Genomic DNA, 20303 nt, shown 5'->3' on the forward strand with positions numbered 1-20303 from the left:
GAATCATTCTGAGATCTAGTCGTGGTCGCCGATCTCGGCCAGGCGAGTGGCCTCGTCGGCGGTGATGCAGGAATCGATCACGGCCTCCAGGGCGCCGTTCATCACGGTGTCCAGGTTGTAGGCCTTGTAGCCCGTGCGGTGGTCCGCGATGCGGTTCTCGGGGAAGTTGTACGTGCGGATGCGCTCGGACCGGTCCATGGTGCGGATCTGCCCCTTGCGCACGAGGCTGGCTGCCGCGTCGATCTCTTCCTGCTGCCGGGCGAGAACGCGGGCACGCAGAACGCGCATGCCGGCTTCCTTGTTCTGCAGCTGGCTCTTCTCGTTCTGCATGGCCACGACGATGCCGGTCGGAAGGTGCGTGATGCGCACGGCGGAGTCGGTCGTGTTGACCGACTGGCCGCCGGGGCCGCTCGACCGGTACACGTCGATCTTGAGGTCGTTCGCGTTGATCTCGACCTCTTCGGGCTCGTCGACCTCGGGGAAGACGAGCACGCCGGCGGCGGAGGTGTGGATGCGTCCCTGGGACTCCGTGGCGGGCACCCGCTGAACTCGGTGCACGCCGCCCTCGTACTTCAGGTGCGCCCAGACGCCCTCTGCGGGGTCGCTCGAGTTGCCCTTGATGGCGAGCTGGATGTCCTTGATCCCGCCGAGATCGCTCGTGGTCTGCTCGATGATCTCGGTTTTCCAGCGCTTCGATTCCGCATAGTGCAGGTACATCCGGAGCAGGTCGGCGGCGAACAGTGCGGATTCCGCGCCGCCCTCCCCCATCTTGATCTCCATGATCACGTCACGGGCATCGAGCGGGTCGCGCGGGATCAGCAGACGCCGCAGCTTTTCGGCTGCGGCTTCCAGCTGTTCCGTCAACCCGGGGATCTCCGCGGCGAAGTCGGCGTCCTCGGCGGCGAGCTCGCGGGCTGCCTCGAGGTTGTCGCCGATCTCTTTCCACTCGTTCCACGCCGCGATGATGCGGCTGAGCTCGGCGTAGCGGCGGTTGACCTTCTTCGAGCGGGCTGGGTTCGCGTGCAGCTCCGGATCGGCCAGCTGAGACTGCAGCTCGTCGTGCTCAGCCAGCAGAGTCAGAACAGACTCGAACATCAGTGATCCTTGTCTGACCCGCCGAGGGTCGGCATCGACTTCTGAACCTGCATCAGGAACTCGACGTTGGACGTGGTCTCCTTGAGGCGACCGAGGATGACCTCGAGCGCCTGCTGCTGCTCGAGCCCGGCGAGGGCGCGGCGCAGCTTCCAGGTGATCTTGACTTCATCCGTGCTCATCAGCATTTCTTCACGACGGGTGCCGGATGCGTTGACATCCACCGCTGGGAAGATGCGCTTGTCAGCCAGCTGGCGCGACAGGCGGAGCTCCATGTTGCCGGTGCCCTTGAACTCCTCGAAGATGACCTCGTCCATCTTGGACCCGGTCTCGACCAGAGCGGAGGCGAGGATGGTGAGCGAGCCACCGTTCTCGATGTTGCGCGCGGCGCCGAAGAAGCGCTTGGGCGGGTACAGCGCGGAGGCGTCGACACCGCCGGAGAGGATGCGGCCCGAGGGCGGCGCGGTGAGGTTGTACGCACGGCCGAGGCGGGTGATCGAGTCGAGCAGCACGACGACGTCGTGGCCCAGTTCGACCAGGCGCTTGGCGCGCTCGATGGCGAGCTCGGCGACCGTGGTGTGGTCCTCCGCGGGGCGGTCGAAGGTGGAGGCGATGACCTCACCCTTCACCGTGCGCTGCATGTCGGTGACCTCTTCGGGACGCTCGTCGACGAGAACGACCATGAGGTGGACCTCGGGGTTGTTCGTGGCGATGGCGTTGGCGATCTGCTGCATGACGATGGTCTTGCCGGCCTTGGGCGGTGCGACGATCAGGCCGCGCTGGCCCTTTCCGATCGGGGCGACGAGATCGATGATGCGCTGCGTGAGCTTCCCCGGCTCGGTCTCGAGCCGCAGGCGCTCCTGCGGGTAGAGCGGGGTGAGCTTCTGGAACTCAACCCGGTTGGCGGCTTCCTCGACGGTCAGGCCGTTGATGGAGTCGACCTTGACGATCGCGTTGTACTTCTGGCGGCCGCTCTGGTCACCCTCGTGCGGCTGGCGGATGGCACCGACAACGGCGTCACCCTTGCGCAGGTTGTACTTCTTGACCTGGCCGAGCGACACGTAGACGTCGCTGGCCCCCGGCAGGTAGCCGGAGGTGCGCACGAAGGCGTAGTTATCGAGCACGTCGAGGATGCCCGCGACCGGGATCAGCACATCGTCGTCGTTCAGCTCCGGCTCGAAGTCGTCGCCCGTGGTCACGCCGCGACGCTTGCGGTCACGGAAACGGTTGCGGTTGCTGCGGCTGTTCAGGTCGTCGTCCGGGCCGTTGCGGTCCTGGCCGACGTTGCGGTCCTGACCCTGACGGTCCTGGCCCTGACGGTCCTGGCCCTGACGGTCCTGACCCTGACGGTCCTGGCCCTGACGGTCCTGACGGTCCTGACCCTGACGGTCCTGTCCCTGACCCTGACCCTGTCGGTCCTGACGGTCCTGTCCCTGACGGTCCTGGCCCTGCGCCTGACGTTCCTGGCCGCGGTCGGCCTGATTGTCCTGGTTCTGCTGGCGGTTGCCGGCCTGACGCTGGTTCTGCTGGCGTCCGGTGTCCTCGCCGCGCTCGGCGCCACCCTGGCTGCGGTCGGCGCCCTGGTTGCGGTCGCCGCCGCGGCTGCGGTTGCGGTTGCGTCCCTGACGGGGCTGTTCGGCCTGCTCGGTCTCTTCGACCTGCTCGGTCGCCTCGGCCTTTTCGACCTCGGCCGGCTCGGCAGGCGTGGTTTGCTCGATGACGTTCGGAGCCTCGGCGGCGAGCTCATCGGCGGTGTTGCGGGCGTCGATGCTGCTGCGGGCGTCGATGGCGTTGCGGGCGGTCCCGTTACGGGCTCCGCCGCGCGAGCTGCTGCGACGCGAACGGCCGGAGCCGGTCGCCGTTTCGGCTTCGGCGGGTGCTTCAGCCGCAGTCTCCGGGGCTGCCTCGACGGCGGCCTCAGGCTGGAAGGCCGCGGTCTCCACCGTGCCGGTCGCCACTGCTGCGGTCTCAGGTGCGGCGGATTCGGCGGCGCCGGTCTCCGTGGCGGCCTCGGCGGCAGCGGCGGCCTTGACCGTGACGGAGGTGGCACGCTTGCGGGCCTGGCGAACGGGCTTTTCGGCGGCCGGGGTGGTCGGCTCGGTCGTCACCGAGTCGGCGGAGGGGCCGGCATACGTGGTGGGGGCCGTGGTGCGGCGCTTGGTGGTGGAGTCCGCGACGATGATGCCGATGCCCAGGTCACCGTCAGCGTTGACGTGCGCCACGGCTGGTGCCGCGGTCGCGGTGGTGGCGCGGCGGGAGACCCGCTTGCGCGGTGCCGTGGCAACGGCAGCGTCGGCGGCCGGCGCGGCGAAATCGCCCGCGGCACCGGCGGAGTCGGAGGAAACCGGGGGACCGGAGATCACTGGGGCGTCCGGGGCGAACTCAGCCGCGGGGGTGTTCCGAGCCTGTTCCGCAGTGATAGCGTCCACGAGCTCTCCCTTACGGAGTTTGGAAGCGCCCGGGATGCCCAGTTCGAGCGCCAGAGCCTGAAGCTCGGCAACGCGAAGGGTGGAGAGGCGCGAGGAATCCGTACCGAGGGTACGAAGGTTGACGTCAGTCACGAAAAATTGTCCTTTCCCCTGGCGACATACGTGCGTACCAGGGAAGCTGTTGCAGCGTCTCACGCGCTGCGGGTGGTCCAATCCCAAAATGATGTGGATTGAAGTGAACACACACAGCTACGCATAGATGATGCGATAGCAGTGAGTTACAGGGAATGCACCGGAGAAGGGACTCGCGCGTTAAGCGTGTCCATCGGGTACCCCTTGACTCTAGCAGAACCGACAGATCGCGCGGACACGCGGAGCTCCGGCGTGTCCCGGCGTCTCCTACCCCGTCCCGCACCCCCTGCTCCCGCGAGCCTCCCCGCCCGGAACGAATTCGACGGAGATTTTGCCCAAATCAGAGTCAAAACCCCGAAAATCGCCTATCTAGAGCAACATCTCCGTCGAATTGGTTCAAGGCGCTCGGACGAAGGTTGGACGTGGGGTGCGGGACGGAGGCGCGGGGCTTTAGGCGTCGGTGCGGGTGACCGTCGCGCCCAGGGAGTCGACGGCGAGCATGAGAGCCTGCCACGGCGTCTCCGACTCGGCGGCGACCAGATCCGCGGCCACGAGACGCTGGCCCGGGTCGCTGGCCAGAACGAGGATCGACGGACCGGCGCCGGAGACGACGGCGGCGAAGCCGTGGTCGCGCAGCAGCGTGATCAGACGGCTGGTCTCGGGCATCGCGGCGGCGCGGTAGCTCTGGTGGAGCTTGTCCTCGGTGGCTGCCAGCAGCAGTTCCGGGCTCTGGATCAGCGCGGCGATCAGCAGGGCCGACCGGGACACGTTGAAGACGGCGTCCTCGTGCGGCACCGTTTCCGGCTGCAGGCTGCGCGCCAGCGCGGTGGACATGGCGTGCTCGGGCACGAAAACGAGCGGCTTGACGCCGCGGTGCACCATCAGCTTTTTGTGCCGCGGTCCCTCCGGGGCCATCCAGGCGATGGTGAGACCGCCGAAGAGCGCCGGCGCGACGTTGTCCGGGTGGCCTTCCATCTCAGTGGCGAGGGCGAGCAGCGCCTCCGCGTCGATATCGACGATGCCCTCGAGCAGGCCCTTGGCGGCCATGATGCCCGACACGATGGCGGCGCCCGAGGAGCCCATGCCCCGCCCGTGCGGGATGACGTTGTGCGCGACCAGGTTCAGGCCCGGAAGCTCCTGGCCGTAGGCGGCGAAGGTGTGGATGATGGCGCGCACGACGAGGTTGGTCTCGTCGGTCGGCACCTCTCCCGCGCCCACGCCCTGCACCTCGACGAAGACGCCGGGTTCGTCCCGAACGCTGACATCGAGGTGGTCGTAGTGCGCCAGGGCCAGGCCGAGGGTGTCGAAACCCGGGCCGAGGTTAGCCGTGGTGGCCGGGACCTGCACCGTGACGGAGCGACCGGCCAGCGCCGACCGGCCGGAGACGGCCTCGGCGATGGTCATTTCTGAACCAGCCCGAGGACGCTCGCGATTTCGGCGGTGTCGACCGGCACGATGGTCGGCTTCACGTCGGAGCCATCCGCCGTGCGCAGGGCCCACTGCGGGTCCTTGAGGCCGTGGCCGGTGACGGTGAGCACCACGGTCGAGCCGGCGGGGATGAGTCCGGCCTCGGCCCGCTCGAGCAGGCCGGCGACGCTGATCGCGGAGGCGGGCTCGACGAAGATGCCGACCTCGGCGGAGAGGATGCGGTAGGCCTCGAGGATCTTCTCGTCGCTGATCGCGCCGAAGTACCCGTCGGTCAGGGTGCGGGCGGCCAGGGCCAGGTCCCAGGATGCGGGGTTGCCGATGCGGATGGCGCTGGCGATGGTCTCCGGGTGGTCGACGCGGTGGCCGAGCACGATCGGGGCGCTGCCGGAAGCCTGGAATCCGAACATCCGGGGCAGCTTCGTGGTGGCGCCGCGCTCGAGTTCCTCGGTGTAGCCGCGCGTGTACGCGGTGTAGTTGCCGGCGTTGCCGACGGGGACGATGTGGATGTCCGGGGCGTCTTCCAGCACCTCGACGACCTCGAAGGCCGCCGTCTTCTGGCCCTCGATGCGGTCGGGGTTGACCGAGTTGACCAGGTGCACGGGGTAGTTCGCGGACAGGTCGCGGGCGATGTCGAGACAGTCGTCGAAGTTGCCCTGCACCTGCAGCAGCTGCGCGTTGTGCGCGATGGCCTGGCTGAGCTTGCCCATGGCGATCTTGCCCTCGGGGACGAGCACGACGGCCTGGATGCCGGCGTAGGCCGCGTAGGCGGCGGCCGAGGCGGAGGTGTTGCCGGTGGAGGCGCAGATGACGGCCTTGGCGCCATCCTCCACGGCCTTGGAAATGGCCATGGTCATGCCGCGGTCCTTGAAGGAACCGGTCGGGTTCATGCCCTCGTACTTGACCCAGACCTTCGCACCCGTGCGGGCGGAGAGCGCGGGAGCGGGAATGAGCGGGGTGCCACCCTCGCCGAGCGTGATGATCGGCGTTGCATCCGTGATGTTCAGGCGGTCGGCGTATTCGCGCAGCACGCCGCGCCACTGCCGTGAAGCCGTCTTCACGGCAGTGTTCGGCAGGGACTCTCGTTCGCTGGACATCAGACTCCTTCAACTCTCAAAACGGATGCGACATTGGTGACGAATTTGTGGGCCGCGAGATCGCGCACGGTGGCGGCCAGTGCCAACTCCCTGGCCTCGTGCGTTCCGATCACTAGGGTAGCCGTGGACGGGACGGCCGCGTGATTCGCGGTGCGCGGTGTGGCCTGCGTCATGGACTGCTCGACCAGGGCCAGCGACACACCGTGGTTGCTGAACACGCTGGCCAGGGCGGCGAGGACGCCGGGCTCGTCCGTGACCTCCAGGGTGACCGCGTAGCGGGTGGCGATGCTGCCGATGTCGAGCACGGGCAGGTCGGCGTGGGTGGAGGTAGCCACTCCCGGGCCGCCGGCGATGTGCCGCCGGGCCAGGGACACCAGGTCGCCGAGCACGGCGGAGGCTGTCTCCACTCCCCCGGCGCCGGCGCCGTAGAACATGAGGCTGCCGGCGGCCTCCGCCTCGACAAAGACCGCGTTGTTGCCGCCGTGCACGGCGGCGAGCGGGTGATTGCGGTGCACCATGGCCGGGTAGACCCGGGCGGAGACGCCGGGCAGTCCGGTCTCCGGGTCGACCAGGCGTTCGCAGATGGCGAGCAGCTTCACGACGTAGCCGGCCTTCCGAGCCGATTCGATCTGCGCCGGGGTGATCGCCGTGATGCCCTCGCGGTGCACCGATTCCAGCGGAACGGTCGTGTGGAAGGCGAGGCTGGCGAGGATGGCCGCCTTCTGCGCCGCGTCGAACCCCTCGATGTCGGCGGTCGGGTCGGCCTCCGCGTAGCCGAGTTCGGTGGCGAGGCGGAGGGCGTCCTCGAGGGTGTCGCCCTCGACGTCCATCCGGTCGAGGATGAAGTTGGTGGTGCCGTTGACGATGCCGAGGATGCGGTTGACCTGGTCGCCGCCGAGGCTGTCGCGCAGCGGGCGAACGATCGGGATGGCGCCGGCCACGGCCGCTTCGTAGTTGAGCTGCGCGCCGACCTGGGCGGCGGCAGCGAAGAGTTCGGGGCCGTGCGTGGCCAGCAGCGCCTTGTTGGCGGTGACGACATCCGCGCCCGAGTTGATCGCCATCAGGATGTAGCTGCGGGCCGGCTCGATGCCGCCCATCAACTCGATCACGACGTCGGCGCCGAGGATCAGGGTCTCGGCGTCGGTGGTGAAGAGCTCGCGCGGCAGGTCGACGGTGCGTTCGGCGTCGAGGTCGCGCACGAGGATGCCGACCAACTCCAGGCTCGCACCCACCCGGTTGGCGAGTTCCTCGCCGTGCTCGAGCAGCAGCCGGGCCACCTGGGCGCCGACGGAACCGCCACCGAGGAGGGCGACGCGCAGATTGCGGTATTCGATCATCGGGCGGGTTCCTTCGGTGACTTCGGTGACTTCGGTGACTTCGGTCGGGTGTCGGCGGGGTCGGCCGCCGGTGAGAACCCCGTGTCGCGGGCGAGCAGGTCGGCGACGGTCTCGCCGCGCACGAGCATCCGTGGGATGCCGCCGGCCACCGCGACCACGGCGGGCCGGCCGACGAAGTTGTAGTTGTTCGACAGCGACCAGCAGTAGGCGCCGGTCGCGGCCACCATCACCAGGTCGCCGGGGGCCACGTCACCCGGGAGGTAGTCGGCGTCGACGACGATGTCACCGCTCTCGCAGTGCTTGCCGGCCACGCGCACCAGCACGGGGTCGGTCTGCGAGGAACGATTGGCCAGGCGCACCGTGTAGTCGGCGCCGTACAGGGCCGGGCGGGCGTTGTCGCTCATGCCGCCGTCCACGCTGACGTACAGGCGCGTGTTGCCGCCCAGGTTGACGGCCTTGGTGGTGCCGACCTCGTAGAGGGTGACTCCGGCCGGGCCGATGATGGCGCGGCCCGGTTCGAACGCGACCACGGGCACCGGGATGCCGCGGGCCGCGCACTCCGCGGCGACAATGTCGGCCAGGCGGGCCGCGAGCTCGCGGATCGGGGTGGGCGTGTCGGCGGAGGTGTAGGCGATGCCGAAGCCGCCGCCCAGGTTCATTTCGGGCACGGGCCCGCCGGCCAGCAGGTCGGCGTGCACGGCCAGGAGCCGGGACGCGGACTCCGCGAAGCCGTCCGCGCCGAAGATCTGCGAGCCGATGTGGCAGTGCAGACCCAGGAAGCGCAGGCTCGGTTCGGCGCGGATACGGGCCACCAGTGCGGGCGCGTCTTCGAGCGCGACCCCGAACTTCTGGTCTTCGTGCGCGGTGGCGAGGAAGTCGTGCGTGTGCGCGTGCACACCGCTGTTCACCCGCAGGCGCACGGTCTGGCGGGCGCCGTGCCGGGCGGCGGCCTCGGCGACCCGGGAGATCTCCACCGGGCTGTCGATCACGATGGTGCCGACTCCGAGGCGGCAGGCGTCGTCGATCTCGGTCAGGGACTTGTTGTTGCCGTGGAAGCCGAGGCGGTGCGGCGGCGTTCCCGCGGCGAGGGCGACCGCGAGTTCCCCGCCGCTGCAGATGTCGATGTTGAGGCCCTCGGCCAGCATCCAGCGGGCGACCTCGGTGGAGAGGAACGCCTTGCCGGCGTAATAGATGTGCACGGTCGTGCCGATGCGGGCGAACTCGGCCTCGAATGCCTCGCGCAGGGTGGCCGCGCGAGCGCGGGCATCCGTCTCGTCGACCACATACAGGGGTGTGCCGAATTCGGCGGCCAGGGCCGAGGCGGGAACGCCGCCGATGACGAGTTCGCCCTCGGGGGCACGCAGGAGGGTGGCCGGCCAGAGGCCCCGGGCGAGCGCGTTGGCGTCGTCGGGAAGGCCGAGCCAGTCGGGGGCGAGCGGGTTGGTGGCCACGGGTGAAAACCTCACGGGAAAGAGTCGAGTGGGTGTCTCACTGAGTGGCGAGCGAACCCGGGTTGGTCCCTGAAGCCAGTGAAAGGATGCCTGCGTCTGTACGCGAGGGACCTGCCAAGATTCTAGCGAACGCCCCGGGTCCGCGCCGAATCGCGTGTCTTCGTGTGGCGATCAGCCGAGTTCGACGCTTTCGACGATGTCGACGATCCACGCCTCGGGGTCGCTCATCACGCTGGACCCACTGGTGCTCCAGAGGCGGCGCATCTTCAGAAGCAGCTTCTCGGCTTCGAGCGGCGTGGCGAATTCGAGGTCGATCATGAGGAACTTCGGATCCGTCCGGGACCGCAGGATCGTGTAGCGGATGACGCCGGATGCCTTGCGGTCGGCGGGATCCAGGTCGAAGGCGCGCTTCCAACGGTCGTAGTCGGGCACGGGGTGTTGAATGCGAAGCAGGGTCATGATGCCTCCTCGACCAAGGAACGCGATCAGCGGGTATACCAAGGGTACGGCGGTCGGCCCGAACTGTCAGGCCTCAATATGGGGGACTTCAGCCCGCGCAGCTGCCGAGGGTCGTGAGCGATGCGCGGTTCAGGGTCAGGCTGCTCGACTGGAGGGTGAGTCGGGCCCGCTCCGGCGTGACCGTGACACCGGACAGGGTGACTCCGTCGGGCAGGTACGAGGCCACGCAGATCCGGACCGGCTTCTCGCCCATCACCTGGGAGAGCAGGTCGCCGACGTCGAAGCCGCCGGCGCCGGAGGTGATGCGGGCGCCGGTGGGCCTGAGCAGGACGGAGCCGGCGTCCACGGTCGGGCTGGCCGTGGCCCGGTAGTCGATCGGGAAGCCGAGCAGGTCGATGCTGCCGGTGTAGCTGACCTCGTCCTGCCCGAGTTCGAGGCCGGCGTCGGCCGCCCCGCTGAGCAGCGAGTCACTCAGCAGGGTGTTCAGGGCGGCCGGGCCGAGGTCGACGATGCCGCGCACGTCGCCCACGGGGCGGGAGCGGTCGAGCGGGACATCCGTCGCCACCACATGCACGGATGCCGGCACGCCGTCCACGCTCAGCGCCGAGGACTTCAGGTCGACCCGGTCGAAGCTGCCGGCCAGGTACTGCCAGATCACCGACAGCCCGCCGATGGACACGGACACGTCGCCGGTCACCGTCTTCGGCAGGTTCGAGGCGATCTCCTGCTTCACCTGGCGTTCGGCGTAGCCGCGCATCCCGGCGTCGACGAAGAAGAAGGCCGCGACCAGCCCGAGCAGGCTCAGACCGACCACGATCTGGGCGCCGAGGCCGCGGCGCCGTGTTCTCCTGGCACTCGCGTCCACGGTTACATGCGCTCCGGGGCGGCGACGCCGAGGAGGCCGAGGCCGTTGCGGATGACCTGGCCGGTGGCGTCGTTCAGCCACAGCCGGGTGCGGTGCAGGTCGGTGATCGGCTCGTCACCGAGCGGGATGACCCGGCAGTTGTCGTACCAGCGGTGGTAGTAGCCGGCGACCTCTTCGATGTACCGGGCGATGCGGTGTGGTTCCCGCAGTTCCGCGGCCTGGGCCACGACCCGCGGGTACTCCTGCAGCACGCCGAGAAGGGCCGACTCGCTCTCATGGGTGAGCAGCTCGGGCGCGAACGCCGTGCGTTCCACACCGGCGGCGGCCGCGTTGCGGGCCACCGAGCAGGTGCGGGCGTGGGCGTACTGCACGTAGAACACCGGGTTCTCGTTGGTGCGCTTTCCGAGCAGGTCGAGGTCGATGTCGAGCTGGGTGTCGCTGCTGGAGCGCACGAGGGAGTAACGCCCGGCGTCCACGCCGACGGCGTCGACGAGGTCGTCGAGGGTCACGATGGTGCCGGCCCGCTTGCTCATCCGCACCGGTTCGCCGTTGCGCAGCAGGTTGACCATCTGGCCGATCATGATCTGCAGGTTGACGCCGGGCACGTCACCGAACGCCTCGACCATCGCCATCATGCGGCCGACGTAACCGTGGTGGTCGGCGCCGAGCATGATCAGGTTTTGGTCGAAGCCGCGTTCGCGCTTGTCGAGGTAGTAGCCGAGGTCACCGGAGATGTAGGCCGGCTCCCCGTTCGAACGGATGATGACCCGGTCGCGGTCGTCTCCGAAGGTGGTCGTGCGCAGCCAGATGGCCCCGTCTTCTTCGAAGATATGGCCCTGTTCACGCAGCCGCTCGATCGCACGGTTGACCGCGCCGGACTCGTGCAGGGAGTCTTCGTGGAAGTACACGTCGAAGTCGACGCCGAAGCCGTGCAGCTTTTCCTTGATCTCGGTGAACATCAGGTCGACGCCGACGCTGCGAAAGACTTCCTGCTGCTCGTCGCGGGCCAGCACTGCGATGTCGCCCTCGTATTTCGCGACCACCTGGTCGGCGATGTCACCGATGTACGCTCCGCCGTAGCCGTCTTCCGGGGTGGCCTCGCCGTGGTAGCCGGCGAGGACGCTGCGGGCGAAGCGGTCGATCTGCGAGCCGTGGTCGTTGAAGTAGTACTCGCGCGTGACATCCGCGCCCTCGGCCTGCAGCACGCGGGCCAGGCTGTCGCCCACGGCCGCCCAGCGCACGCCGCCCATGTGGATGGGGCCGGTGGGGTTCGCCGAGACGAATTCGAGGTTGATCCTGATGCCGTCGTACAGGTGTCCGGTGCCGTAGGCGGGGCCGGCCTCGACGATGGTCCTGGCCAGGGCGCCGGCCGCGGCCGCCTCGAGACGGATGTTGATGAAGCCGGGTCCGGCCACGTCGACGGATGCGATGTCGGGAAGCTGCTCGAGGCCGGCGGCGAGTTCCGCGGCGATTTCACGCTGGCTGGCGCCGAGGGGTTTGGCGATCTTCATCGCGATGCTGGAGGCCCAGTCGCCGTGGTCGCGGTTCCTCGGCCGTTCCAGGGTGACGTCCGCCACGGTCAGGCCGAGGTCGGCCACCTCGGTTCCGGCCGCGCGTCGACGCTCGCTCAACTGGAGGATGAGGTCGAACAGGGATTGGGAAAGCTCAGCGGGAGTCACAAAGACCGATCTTACCCGGCGCGGTCCTGACCGGCCGGGTTGCGGGCATCCGTCTTGGTAAAGTCAACCCGTGAATGACTTTCTTGCGCCCACGTTCCGTCAGGAGCGGCGCCTGCGTGCCGGCCTGCTCCTCGCCGCCGGCACGGTCGCGCTGGTGGCGCTGACCGGTTGCTCCTCAGATTCCGCGCCGGCGAAGACCCCCGGAGCCACAGCCACGGCGTCGGCGACCGCGGCGGCGACCTCGACTCCTTCGGCTGCCCCGACGCCGACGCCGACCCCCTCTGGCACCCCGGTCACGCTCGCCTGCGACCAGGTGCTCACGCTCGACGATGTGTATGAGTTCAACCCGAACTACGGAACGGCGCCCGACTTCAAACCGGGCGGTGCTCTCGCTAAGAAGGCCGTCGAGTATGACGGACTCGCCTGCGGCCTGCTCAACCAGACCAGCGGCGAAATGATCGAGATCTCGGTGGCTCAGCCGAACGACGTGCTCCTGAACCAGCTCAAGAACACGGCCGCCTCCGCCGGGCAGATCGTGCCGACCTACGGCACCCCGCCCGCCGTGGAGGGCTACTTCGGCACCTCCGGCGGCAAGGGCGAGGTGCAGGTCTTCACAGAGACCTACTGGGTAACCTTGAGTTCGCCGGTATTCGGTGAGCCCGGTGACGCCGAGAAGGTCGTATCCGCGGCACTGGCCAACCTGCAGTAACCGGCTTGACCGGCTCGACCGCCGCCGAGTTCGACACTTTCGGTCGAGTTCGGGCGGCATGCCGGGCGGGCTCGGACGCATCCGTGGAACTCGATGCGGCACATCGGGCTCCGAGATGCTGATAACCTAGTGTTTTCCCTGGCCCCCATAGCTCAGGGGATAGAGCACTGCCCTCCGGAGGCAGGGGCGGCAGTTCGAATCTGCCTGGGGGCACATTGTGTCGTGTGACACGCTAGTTCGGACTTTTGCCACCTAGTTCGGACAACCGCGATCAAATCGGAACAACTTCGGCTTTGCAGGCCGCGCGTAGCCGCGCCATCGGCCCGCGACTTCCGCTGGAAGCCAAACCGATCACTCGATCGTTAGGTGCGTCAGATTCGCGCAGGGATCCAGTAGAGGCGCCGATGGCGAAGGTGGCGAGTAGCGCTTGATGGTAGCGGCAGTCCGGCGAGTTGGTGTGATATTTCGTGACATCGTGGACACTAAATCTCATCACTTCGCGGACGCTGAGTCTCATAGCTTCGTGCACAGCTACCGCCCTGGCTCACCGAGCACTGCGGGGAGATCGGCCGCCCTCCCACTCACCCGCCGGGCCTTTCCCGAGTGGTTAGGCTGGATTGCTGTTCTTTGTGCGATCACATCCCTGCTCTGCGGCTTCGCGGTAGTGCCTGCGGAGGGACCGCTCTCTCCGACGGGGTGGCTGACAAGCGTCGCCCGGCTGGTGCCTGTCCTGTTCTACGTGCCGGCCGCGGAGTTACTGATGTCCAAACGAGGCCGCACCGACTGATGGTTCTAGCCACAATGGCCGTTTCGAGGACTCCACAGAAACCCTTGGGAGCGTAATCATCAACGCCAATTGGTCGGGAAAGGTAACCGTGCGGGCAAGTTAAGATCCTGCACGATCTGGGGAATGCGTCGCTGGCCCACCAGATGGGTCCAGCGGCGTGCCGGGTAGGACAGTCGGACTATGAAGTAGTTGACGCGTTCCTGGTTCCCTCGCAACACCCAACCTGGCGGGCCGGCATCGGTGAGTTCTCAACCCGAAGCCGTGGCGTTTCTGGTCTGCCGATGACTAAGCGCTCAAGTTGCCGATGCGTTCCATCCACGTCTCGGGGATACCCAAAGCGGTGAACCCGGACTTGAAATACAAGCCGTGCGCATCATCGGTCGAGAGAGCGATGCGCCGCAGACCGAGCGGCTCGCACACTTCCAGGACTCCCGCGATGAGGACCCCGGCAATGCCGAGGCCGCGAACCTCGGGGTCGACGAACACATCGCAGAGCCATGCAAAAGTCACTCCATCCGTAATGACCCGGGCGTAGGCGACTTGCCTCTTCGATTCAGTGTCGTAGACGCCGAAGTTTCGTGAGCCGTCTATGGCTGCATCCTGCCTGGCACGTGACCTCCCGGGAGCCCAGTAAGACTGGCCGCTGATCCAGCGGTGCACCTGGTCACGGTCTATATCTGCAACGTCGGCTGAGAACCGATACTTCGAATCCATCCCCCCATCTAATCGGTATCAGGCGGACTGGGCCCGACCAATCGCCGGGCGGTGCCGAGTTTCACCGCAGAACCTTCAGTTCACCACCGATGCGGCTCAATTCCGGCAGCGGGAGGTAGTACGCGGACGTGTAGCGCGCGTGGTCGCCCATGAGAGCCCACACGGAGCCGCGCCGACGGCCAGGGTGCGGTTCCACCCTCGTGTGGTCCTGCCTGGCCAGCTCGGTGAGGATCCCCGAAACGACCTCCTCATGCGTGCAGAGAACGGTGCCGGTGCCGCGGGCGTCCTCAATGAGTTCCATTGCCCTGTCGATCGGCCCGTCGGACAGATGGGGAGAGACGTCCACTCGGAGAATTTCGCTGCGCGCAAGCGGTTCAACCGTTTCGATGCACCGCGCGGCGGGCGCGGAGAGAATCCGGTCAATTTCAAAAAACGCGCTAAGCGCCCGGAGCGAGAGCGCCATGGCCCTGCCCTCCGGCGCGAGGGGCCGGTCCTCCTCGGCCAGGCTCCACGTTTCTCGCGGCATCGCCGCGGCACCCCGCACAAGCAGCAGCATCCGCTCCTTGGCTGGAACGGGCGAGATGCCCAGATGCCCGGCCAGCATAAAGCCGAGGGCCAGGGCAACGGATCGTTCCCTCGCCTGTGTCAGCGTGCGCACGGCCACCGGCAGGGTGAGCCAGCGGGCGGCATCCACCTCGTCGTTGACCGTGAAGACACCGGCCTGGACTGTGGCGGCCCAGAAACGGACAGTCTTGACTCGCCGCCGTCGATCAAGGTAGACGATATTGGGCAGTTCCGCACCCGGCCGGCAGTCGAATCCGGTTTCCTCACGCACTTCGCGGAGAGCACAGTCCTGATCGGACTCGCCGGGTTCCGCTTTGCCTTTGGCGATCGACCAGTCGTCGCGGCTGCGCCGGTGCACAAGGAGGACCTCCAGATTGCCGTCCGGGCCGATGCGCCAGGGAAGGGCGCCCGAGGTCCTCGTCCACGTTCGATCCATCGTGCCTGAGCCGCTCATGGTCCTGTTCCAAATTCAGTTGACAACGGTGTCATACCAACCGCGGTCGGCAACGGCTTCACCAGCCGAGGGATGTCAGGCGCGTGCTGAATCCCGTCGAGCCGACTGTAGAGGCCGTTGGCGGCGACCAGCTCACGATGACTGCCTGTTTCGACGATCCGACCGTGGTCAAGAACGTGGATGACGTCCGCGCGACGGAGAGTGGAGAGCCGATGGGCGATCACAATCACGCTTCGGCCAATCATCAGCCGGTCGAGGCCCCGCATGACGTATTGTTCGGAGATCGCGTCCAAGCCCGACGTCGGCTCATCAAGGATCACGATAGGTGTGTCGCGAACCAGCGCACGGGCGATCGCGATGCGCTGGCGCTGGCCGCCGGACAGGCTCACCCCCCGCTCGGCCACGGGGGTGTCGTAGCCCAGCGGCAGCGTTCGGACGAATTCGTCGACGTTGGCAACCTCCGCGGCAGCGAGCACCTGCTCGCGAGTGGGGTGGTCCGCGCCGTAGGCGATGTTGTCGTAGATGGTGCCTCGAAACAGGATCGAGTCCTGCAGAACCATGGAGATCTGCTTCCGAACCGTCGCGAGCTGCAGGTCCCGGACGTCGATGCCATCCAGCAGAACGGACCCGTGGGTGACGTCGTACAGGCGCGGAATCAGACTGACAACCGTTGACTTTCCCGCGCCGGTCGGCCCGGCGATCGCGACCATCTGGCCGGGCTCAACCCGAAGGTTGATCGCGTGCAGAATCTCGGAACCGGCGTAGCCGAAGCTCACCTCCCTGAGCTCGACCGCGCCTTTCAGCCGCGGGGCCGGCCTGGCGCCGGGGCGGTCCACAATTGCCGGGGCCGTGCTGAGGATCTCGAGCAGCCGTTCTGCGCTCACCTGACCCCGGCTGATGACCGTGGTCAGCTTGGCCAGTTCCTTCATCGGATCGTAGAGCGCCTTTAAATAGGCGAGGAAGACCAGCAGCAAACCCAGCGTCATCGTGCCGTCCAGCACCCGGCCCACACCCACCCAGAGAACGAGGACTGTTCCGAGGACAACGATGACATCCACCAGTGGTGAGAGCGCCGATTGGAGTCTGACCAGCCGCAGGCCCGCGTTCATCCGTGCGATATTCCGATCCCGGAAGTCGGCCTCATGGCGCCCTTCGCTGGTTGATGACTGCATTGCCCGCACCGAGGAGAAGGTCTCCGTCATTGCTGACGCGATATCGCTGTCCTTGCTTCGTGCCGCCCGTGAGGCTGACTTCACTCGCGGCCGATAGACCAGCACCGTGGCGAACAGGAGTGGCGCGACGGCAAGCGCAATCAGTGCGAAGGCAGGGTCCACGACCAGACAGATGGTCGCGATGAAACCCAGAATCAGGACGTTGGGCACGAGCACCGCCATCATCGAGATGATCATGGTGCGCAGGTAGTCAACGTCCGTCGTCGTTCGAGTGACCAGGTCGCCCAGGCGTTGTTTGTCGTGGAAAGACAGCGACAATCGCTGAAGGTGGGCGAACACGTCAACCCGGATGCTGGCCGTGATCCTCTCCCCGACGCCATTCAACAGCCGTGACCCGAGGTAGCTGGCGCCGGCGTAGATCAGGGTGAACACCAGCAGCCCCGCGAGTGCGACGGTCAGCAGTTGCAGGCGGTCCATCCCTTCGGCGCCGAAGACCCGCAGCAGGGCGTTCTCCGGGGGCTTGCCCGAGGATTGGAGGACGTTGTCCACGACTACTTTCAAGGGCCAGGGCAACGCCACCTGCATGACCGCAGCCAGAATAACGAGGCCGACGCCCCCGGTCAACGCCCAGGCTCTCGGCGCCATGGAATGCCGGAACCGCCACAAGGGGATAAACACGAGGAGCCTCCTTCTTAGCAACCTGCCCACCCAGAACGAATAAAATGAGACTTCCTCCGCTCTGAAGTTATCCGGATCGTCCGGATCGTCCAACCCCGGCCCACATCGCCCGTGTAATGGCAATTCCCCGAGTGCTCCACAAGCACCCCGCCGACAGTGGGTCCCCGCTGAAGGTTCGAAATATGCGGCCCAAATTACACGCACGGATATCTCTGTCGTCGATACCCTGAACGCATGGACATCCAGGTCAGACGCTGGTACGCGGGCTCAGTCATGGCCTGGGCAGGGATCCTCATTCCGTGGTCGGCCCTCGTCGTTTCCTGTACTGTGCTGTTGGGTCGCGGTGCACACATGACGCTCCACTTCGAACCCACCGGGGAGGAACTCGCGGAAGCTCGGACGGGCAACCTGCTGATTCTTGGCGGCTCGATCGGCCTATTCGTCGGTGCGGGCTGGGCGCGCTTGATGCGCGTCCCGCTATGGGCCTGCATTCTGGTCGCCATCCCGGCGGCTCTGGTTGGGGGCCTCACCTTCTTCGCGGGAAACACACTTTTCCCGCAACTGAGCTACTTCCTGGCGGTACCAATTGCCGCTACTGCCCTCATTAGCGTTCTGATCCTCGCACGGCCCGTCCACCGTGCTCCTCTACCGCCTGAACCGAGATCATCGAACGCAACCCTCTCGTGAACCCGTGCAGATCCAGTCTCCGGATACCTCGAATCGTGTTCGGCAGCTGCCGTTAGTCGCTCACGGTGCGCTCGAGGCTGAGATCGCGGAGCATGACGAGCTCCCGCTGGCCACCCGGGAGCAGATCGCCGAGTTCGTCGGAGACGGTAAAACCGTTTCTTTCGTAGGCTCGTCGGGCTTCGACATTGTTCGGCCTCACGGACAGGGCCAGCGTCGCCGCGCCAGTGCTCGCTGCCCAGCGTGCGATCGCAGTAATGAGCGCAGTGGCGACACCACGACTGCGAACGGCGGGGTCGACCCACATTGAGATGAGCTCGGCGCGGCTGCCGCGGTCCGTGGCCGGGGTACCAGTGGCCATGCCGACAGGAGCGCTCCCGTCGACGTCGACGGCCAGGAGATTGATCGATCCCGGGATCGACAGGCGTTCACGCCAGCGGCCATCCGGCGCGTCTGCCCAGTCTTGCAGGCGTGAGCCAAAGGCGCCGGGCGCGTCGGTCAGCGCCGCGATCCGCACCGACCGCCAGGCCCGCCAGTCGTCGGCGGATACGGCGAGCAGCTCGATAGTCATGCCCCGACCATACCGACTGGTGCGACGGCGTGAGGAACGACAATCACGATGAGGCGCTTCGCGAGTGGGGCCGGCTCGATCTGGGGCGTGCCAGAGTCCGCGTCGAGCGGCTTAGCGTCGGGGTGCGATCTCAGGTGGCGGCCACTTCCAGGCGGTCAGGGCAATGGCGACGAGGAGTATCACTTCGATGAAGCTACCGAGGAAGTAGTAAAACCACGTTTCGCCGATGGTCGAACCGATGATGGTGATTATGTAGAGGACGCTAACGACGATGTTGACGGTCCGGTTGACTCGTGGTTTGAGCACGAGTGACAGGACCACCATCAGGGCCGGAAGCAGGATGTAGATCAGGGTGAAGATGAGGAATACCTGGTTGATCGCGAATCCCGTGGTCGCCACCTTGCCATCCAGCGCAGCGTTGAGAACATCAGCGCGGAGAAACCCGAAGATATCCACGTAGGCGAACACGAACAGTATCGCGATCCACAGAGCGCAGAGCACGAGTTTCACATCGACTTTGGTATCTCGGTACTGCCTGGTTGATGTCGTGGTCACGGGGATCTGATCCTCTCGTTGGGCACCACGGGCGGCGACGCCCGAAGAGTCGCCCCGAGGGTTGCCTCAAGGGCGGCCATCTGCATGGTCTCACAAGGACGAGTGCTCGGCGAGGGGACAAGGGTCCCGCCGTGGAGGTTTCAAACGGCCGGGGCGTAAGCCACTTATCCCGCATGGTGGCTGAACCTCCAGGCGCATCCGAAGGCTCGGGTCCAGCTCGCCGACGGGAAACGGCAGGTCGTCGCCCACGCCGCGACGGGAGCGGAGCGGGACCGGCTATGGGCCCGGTGGCGGTCGCTGGACAAGGACCTCGACGGGTACGCCCGTCGTAGGCCGACGGAGACGGCCGTGGAGGTCTTCGAACCGGTGACGTGAGCGACTCCCTTGGCGGACTAGGGCGTCCACCACGGCCGCAGCGGCAGGTCGACGTGTTGTACGTCTCCGTGGGTGACGATGAGGCCGGGGTTGTGCGTCGCGGTGGGTGACGATGGGGTTGTCGACGTCGGCGGCGTCATCGTGACGAGCAGCGATGGTCTCGGAGGAAGGCTCGGGCCGGGGTCGTCGCGTTGAGCCTGGCCGGGCTGGTCGGCGCGGTGACGGCGGCCGCCACATCGTCAACACGAGGTGGCCCCTTCCCCGGCCGGGTGTGGTAGTCAAGAGTTGCTGGCATGACCTTGTGGCAGCAGAATGGAGCCGGACGCGATGATCGTGGTCGCCTCGCCGGAGCAGGCCGAGGCCCTGCTCGACGCGGGGCAGCTGGGCTGTCCCGGTTGTCCCGGGGCGTTACGCCCGCACGGGTATGGCCGCATCCGCAGGGTGCGCAGCCTCGGCGAGGCACCGGTCACGGTGCGACCCCGCCGTGCCCGCTGCTTCTCCTGCGCGGCCACGCACGTGCTGCTGCCCGCCGGACTGGTTCTGCGCCGGGCAGACACGGCCCAGGTGATCGGCACGGCCCTGGCTGCGAAGGCCCGCGGCGACGGGCACCGCACGATCGCGGCCCAGCTGGGCCGCCCGGTCTCCACGGTGCGCCGCTGGCTGCGGCGGGCGCGGGAACCACACGCCGACTGGTTGCAGGAACAGGGCGTGCAGCACGCGTACCGTGCCGATCCTGACATCCTGAACCGCGACCTGGTCTGGCCGACTCCGCTCGGGGACGCACTGAATCTCCTCGCCGGCGCGGCGCTGGCCTGCCAGCAGCGTTGGGATTCCCCGCTGCCAGTGTGGACGCTGATCGGCATGTTCACCCGAGGCCGGCTCCTGCCCCCACCCTTGCGCACCTGAGATCCAGCGCTGGGGCGCTCTCGCGTGCCCGAACACCGCCGTCATCGTGACGACCACGACGATCCCCGCCGTCACCGCTGACGACCACCACGTCACCGTGCCGACCACACCCCCAAAACTCATCGTCAAACTGGATGAAGCCTCATCGTCATTCAACGTGACGGACAA

General features: G+C 67.1%; 18 protein-coding genes and 1 tRNA gene. 5 read left to right on the top strand and 14 right to left on the bottom strand.

Features of this window, described 5'->3' with window-relative positions; translation table 11 throughout:
* Positions 1-15 precede the first annotated feature (15 nt).
* From prfA to argS, 9 genes are all read right to left on the bottom strand, one after another.
* Positions 16-1095: a peptide chain release factor 1 gene (prfA, locus tag E3T42_RS05285; RefSeq protein ID WP_134367649.1), complete on the bottom strand. Its 1080-nt coding sequence runs from the start codon at positions 1093-1095 to the stop codon at positions 16-18.
* Positions 1095-3653, bottom strand: coding sequence for a transcription termination factor Rho (rho, locus tag E3T42_RS05290; RefSeq protein WP_134367647.1), 2559 nt, complete (start codon positions 3651-3653; stop codon positions 1095-1097). The genes prfA and rho overlap by 1 nt, the downstream gene beginning before the upstream one ends.
* 450 nt (positions 3654-4103) lie before the next feature.
* Positions 4104-5057 carry a homoserine kinase gene (thrB, locus tag E3T42_RS05295; protein WP_134367645.1) on the bottom strand — a complete coding sequence of 318 codons (954 nt, stop codon included), beginning with the start codon at positions 5055-5057 and terminating at the stop codon, positions 4104-4106.
* Complete coding sequence (gene thrC / locus E3T42_RS05300) at positions 5054-6175, bottom strand: threonine synthase (protein WP_134367643.1); 1122 nt, start codon at positions 6173-6175, stop codon at positions 5054-5056. Before thrC ends, thrB begins: the two co-directional genes overlap by 4 nt.
* Entirely contained in the window at positions 6175-7512 is a 1338-nt protein-coding gene (locus tag E3T42_RS05305) for a homoserine dehydrogenase (RefSeq protein WP_134367641.1), read from the bottom strand. Before E3T42_RS05305 ends, thrC begins: the two co-directional genes overlap by 1 nt.
* Positions 7509-8963: a diaminopimelate decarboxylase gene (gene lysA, locus E3T42_RS05310; RefSeq protein ID WP_134367759.1), complete on the bottom strand. Its 1455-nt coding sequence runs from the start codon at positions 8961-8963 to the stop codon at positions 7509-7511. Before lysA ends, E3T42_RS05305 begins: the two co-directional genes overlap by 4 nt.
* 171 nt (positions 8964-9134) lie before the next feature.
* Positions 9135-9422, bottom strand: coding sequence for a hypothetical protein (locus E3T42_RS05315; protein WP_134367639.1), 288 nt, complete (start codon positions 9420-9422; stop codon positions 9135-9137).
* Positions 9423-9510: 88 nt separating this feature from the next.
* Entirely contained in the window at positions 9511-10287 is a 777-nt protein-coding gene (locus E3T42_RS05320; protein WP_134367637.1) for a DUF2993 domain-containing protein, read from the bottom strand.
* Positions 10288-10289: 2 nt separating this feature from the next.
* Positions 10290-11966, bottom strand: a complete 1677-nt coding sequence (argS, locus tag E3T42_RS05325) for an arginine--tRNA ligase (protein WP_134402605.1) — start codon at positions 11964-11966, stop codon at positions 10290-10292.
* Positions 11967-12036: 70 nt separating this feature from the next.
* Here argS and E3T42_RS16670 point away from each other — a divergent pair, with 70 nt between their 5' ends.
* Complete coding sequence (locus E3T42_RS16670; protein WP_166787088.1) at positions 12037-12675, top strand: iron ABC transporter ATP-binding protein; 639 nt, start codon at positions 12037-12039, stop codon at positions 12673-12675.
* Positions 12676-12816: 141 nt separating this feature from the next.
* Positions 12817-12888, top strand: a tRNA-Arg gene (locus tag E3T42_RS05330).
* Positions 12889-13747: 859 nt separating this feature from the next.
* On the opposite strand, the gene E3T42_RS05335 is transcribed toward E3T42_RS05330, so the two are convergent.
* The 3 genes from E3T42_RS05335 to E3T42_RS05345 all read right to left on the bottom strand — a co-directional run bounded on the left by E3T42_RS05335 (position 13748) and on the right by E3T42_RS05345 (position 17044).
* Positions 13748-14176, bottom strand: coding sequence for a GNAT family N-acetyltransferase (locus E3T42_RS05335; RefSeq protein WP_134368140.1), 429 nt, complete (start codon positions 14174-14176; stop codon positions 13748-13750).
* 61 nt (positions 14177-14237) lie between these two features.
* Positions 14238-15194, bottom strand: a complete 957-nt coding sequence (locus E3T42_RS05340) for an NUDIX domain-containing protein (protein ID WP_134368141.1) — start codon at positions 15192-15194, stop codon at positions 14238-14240.
* Positions 15191-17044, bottom strand: coding sequence for an ABC transporter ATP-binding protein (locus E3T42_RS05345; RefSeq protein WP_134368142.1), 1854 nt, complete (start codon positions 17042-17044; stop codon positions 15191-15193). The genes E3T42_RS05340 and E3T42_RS05345 overlap by 4 nt, the downstream gene beginning before the upstream one ends.
* Positions 17045-17278: 234 nt before the next feature.
* Here E3T42_RS05345 and E3T42_RS05350 point away from each other — a divergent pair, with 234 nt between their 5' ends.
* Positions 17279-17731, top strand: a complete 453-nt coding sequence (locus E3T42_RS05350) for a hypothetical protein (protein ID WP_134402606.1) — start codon at positions 17279-17281, stop codon at positions 17729-17731.
* A gap of 52 nt (positions 17732-17783) precedes the next feature.
* Here E3T42_RS05350 and E3T42_RS05355 read toward each other — a convergent pair whose 3' ends face one another.
* On the bottom strand, positions 17784-18299 hold the full coding sequence (locus E3T42_RS05355; RefSeq protein WP_134402607.1) for a GNAT family N-acetyltransferase: 516 nt from the start codon (positions 18297-18299) through the stop codon (positions 17784-17786).
* A gap of 111 nt (positions 18300-18410) precedes the next feature.
* Positions 18411-18854: a DUF6326 family protein gene (locus tag E3T42_RS05360; RefSeq protein ID WP_241975851.1), complete on the bottom strand. Its 444-nt coding sequence runs from the start codon at positions 18852-18854 to the stop codon at positions 18411-18413.
* Between the two features lie 180 nt (positions 18855-19034).
* Between E3T42_RS05360 and E3T42_RS05365 the strand changes: the two genes are divergently transcribed.
* Both E3T42_RS05365 and E3T42_RS17575 read left to right on the top strand, forming a co-directional pair.
* Positions 19035-19229, top strand: coding sequence for a nitroreductase/quinone reductase family protein (locus E3T42_RS05365; RefSeq protein ID WP_134368187.1), 195 nt, complete (start codon positions 19035-19037; stop codon positions 19227-19229).
* Positions 19230-19556: 327 nt separating this feature from the next.
* On the top strand, positions 19557-20135 hold the full coding sequence (locus E3T42_RS17575; protein WP_134368188.1) for a helix-turn-helix domain-containing protein: 579 nt from the start codon (positions 19557-19559) through the stop codon (positions 20133-20135).
* Positions 20136-20303 lie beyond the last annotated feature (168 nt).

Source organism: Cryobacterium sp. TMT4-10, from assembly GCF_004403275.1.
GTDB classification, from domain to species: Bacteria; Actinomycetota; Actinomycetes; order Actinomycetales; family Microbacteriaceae; genus Cryobacterium; species Cryobacterium shii.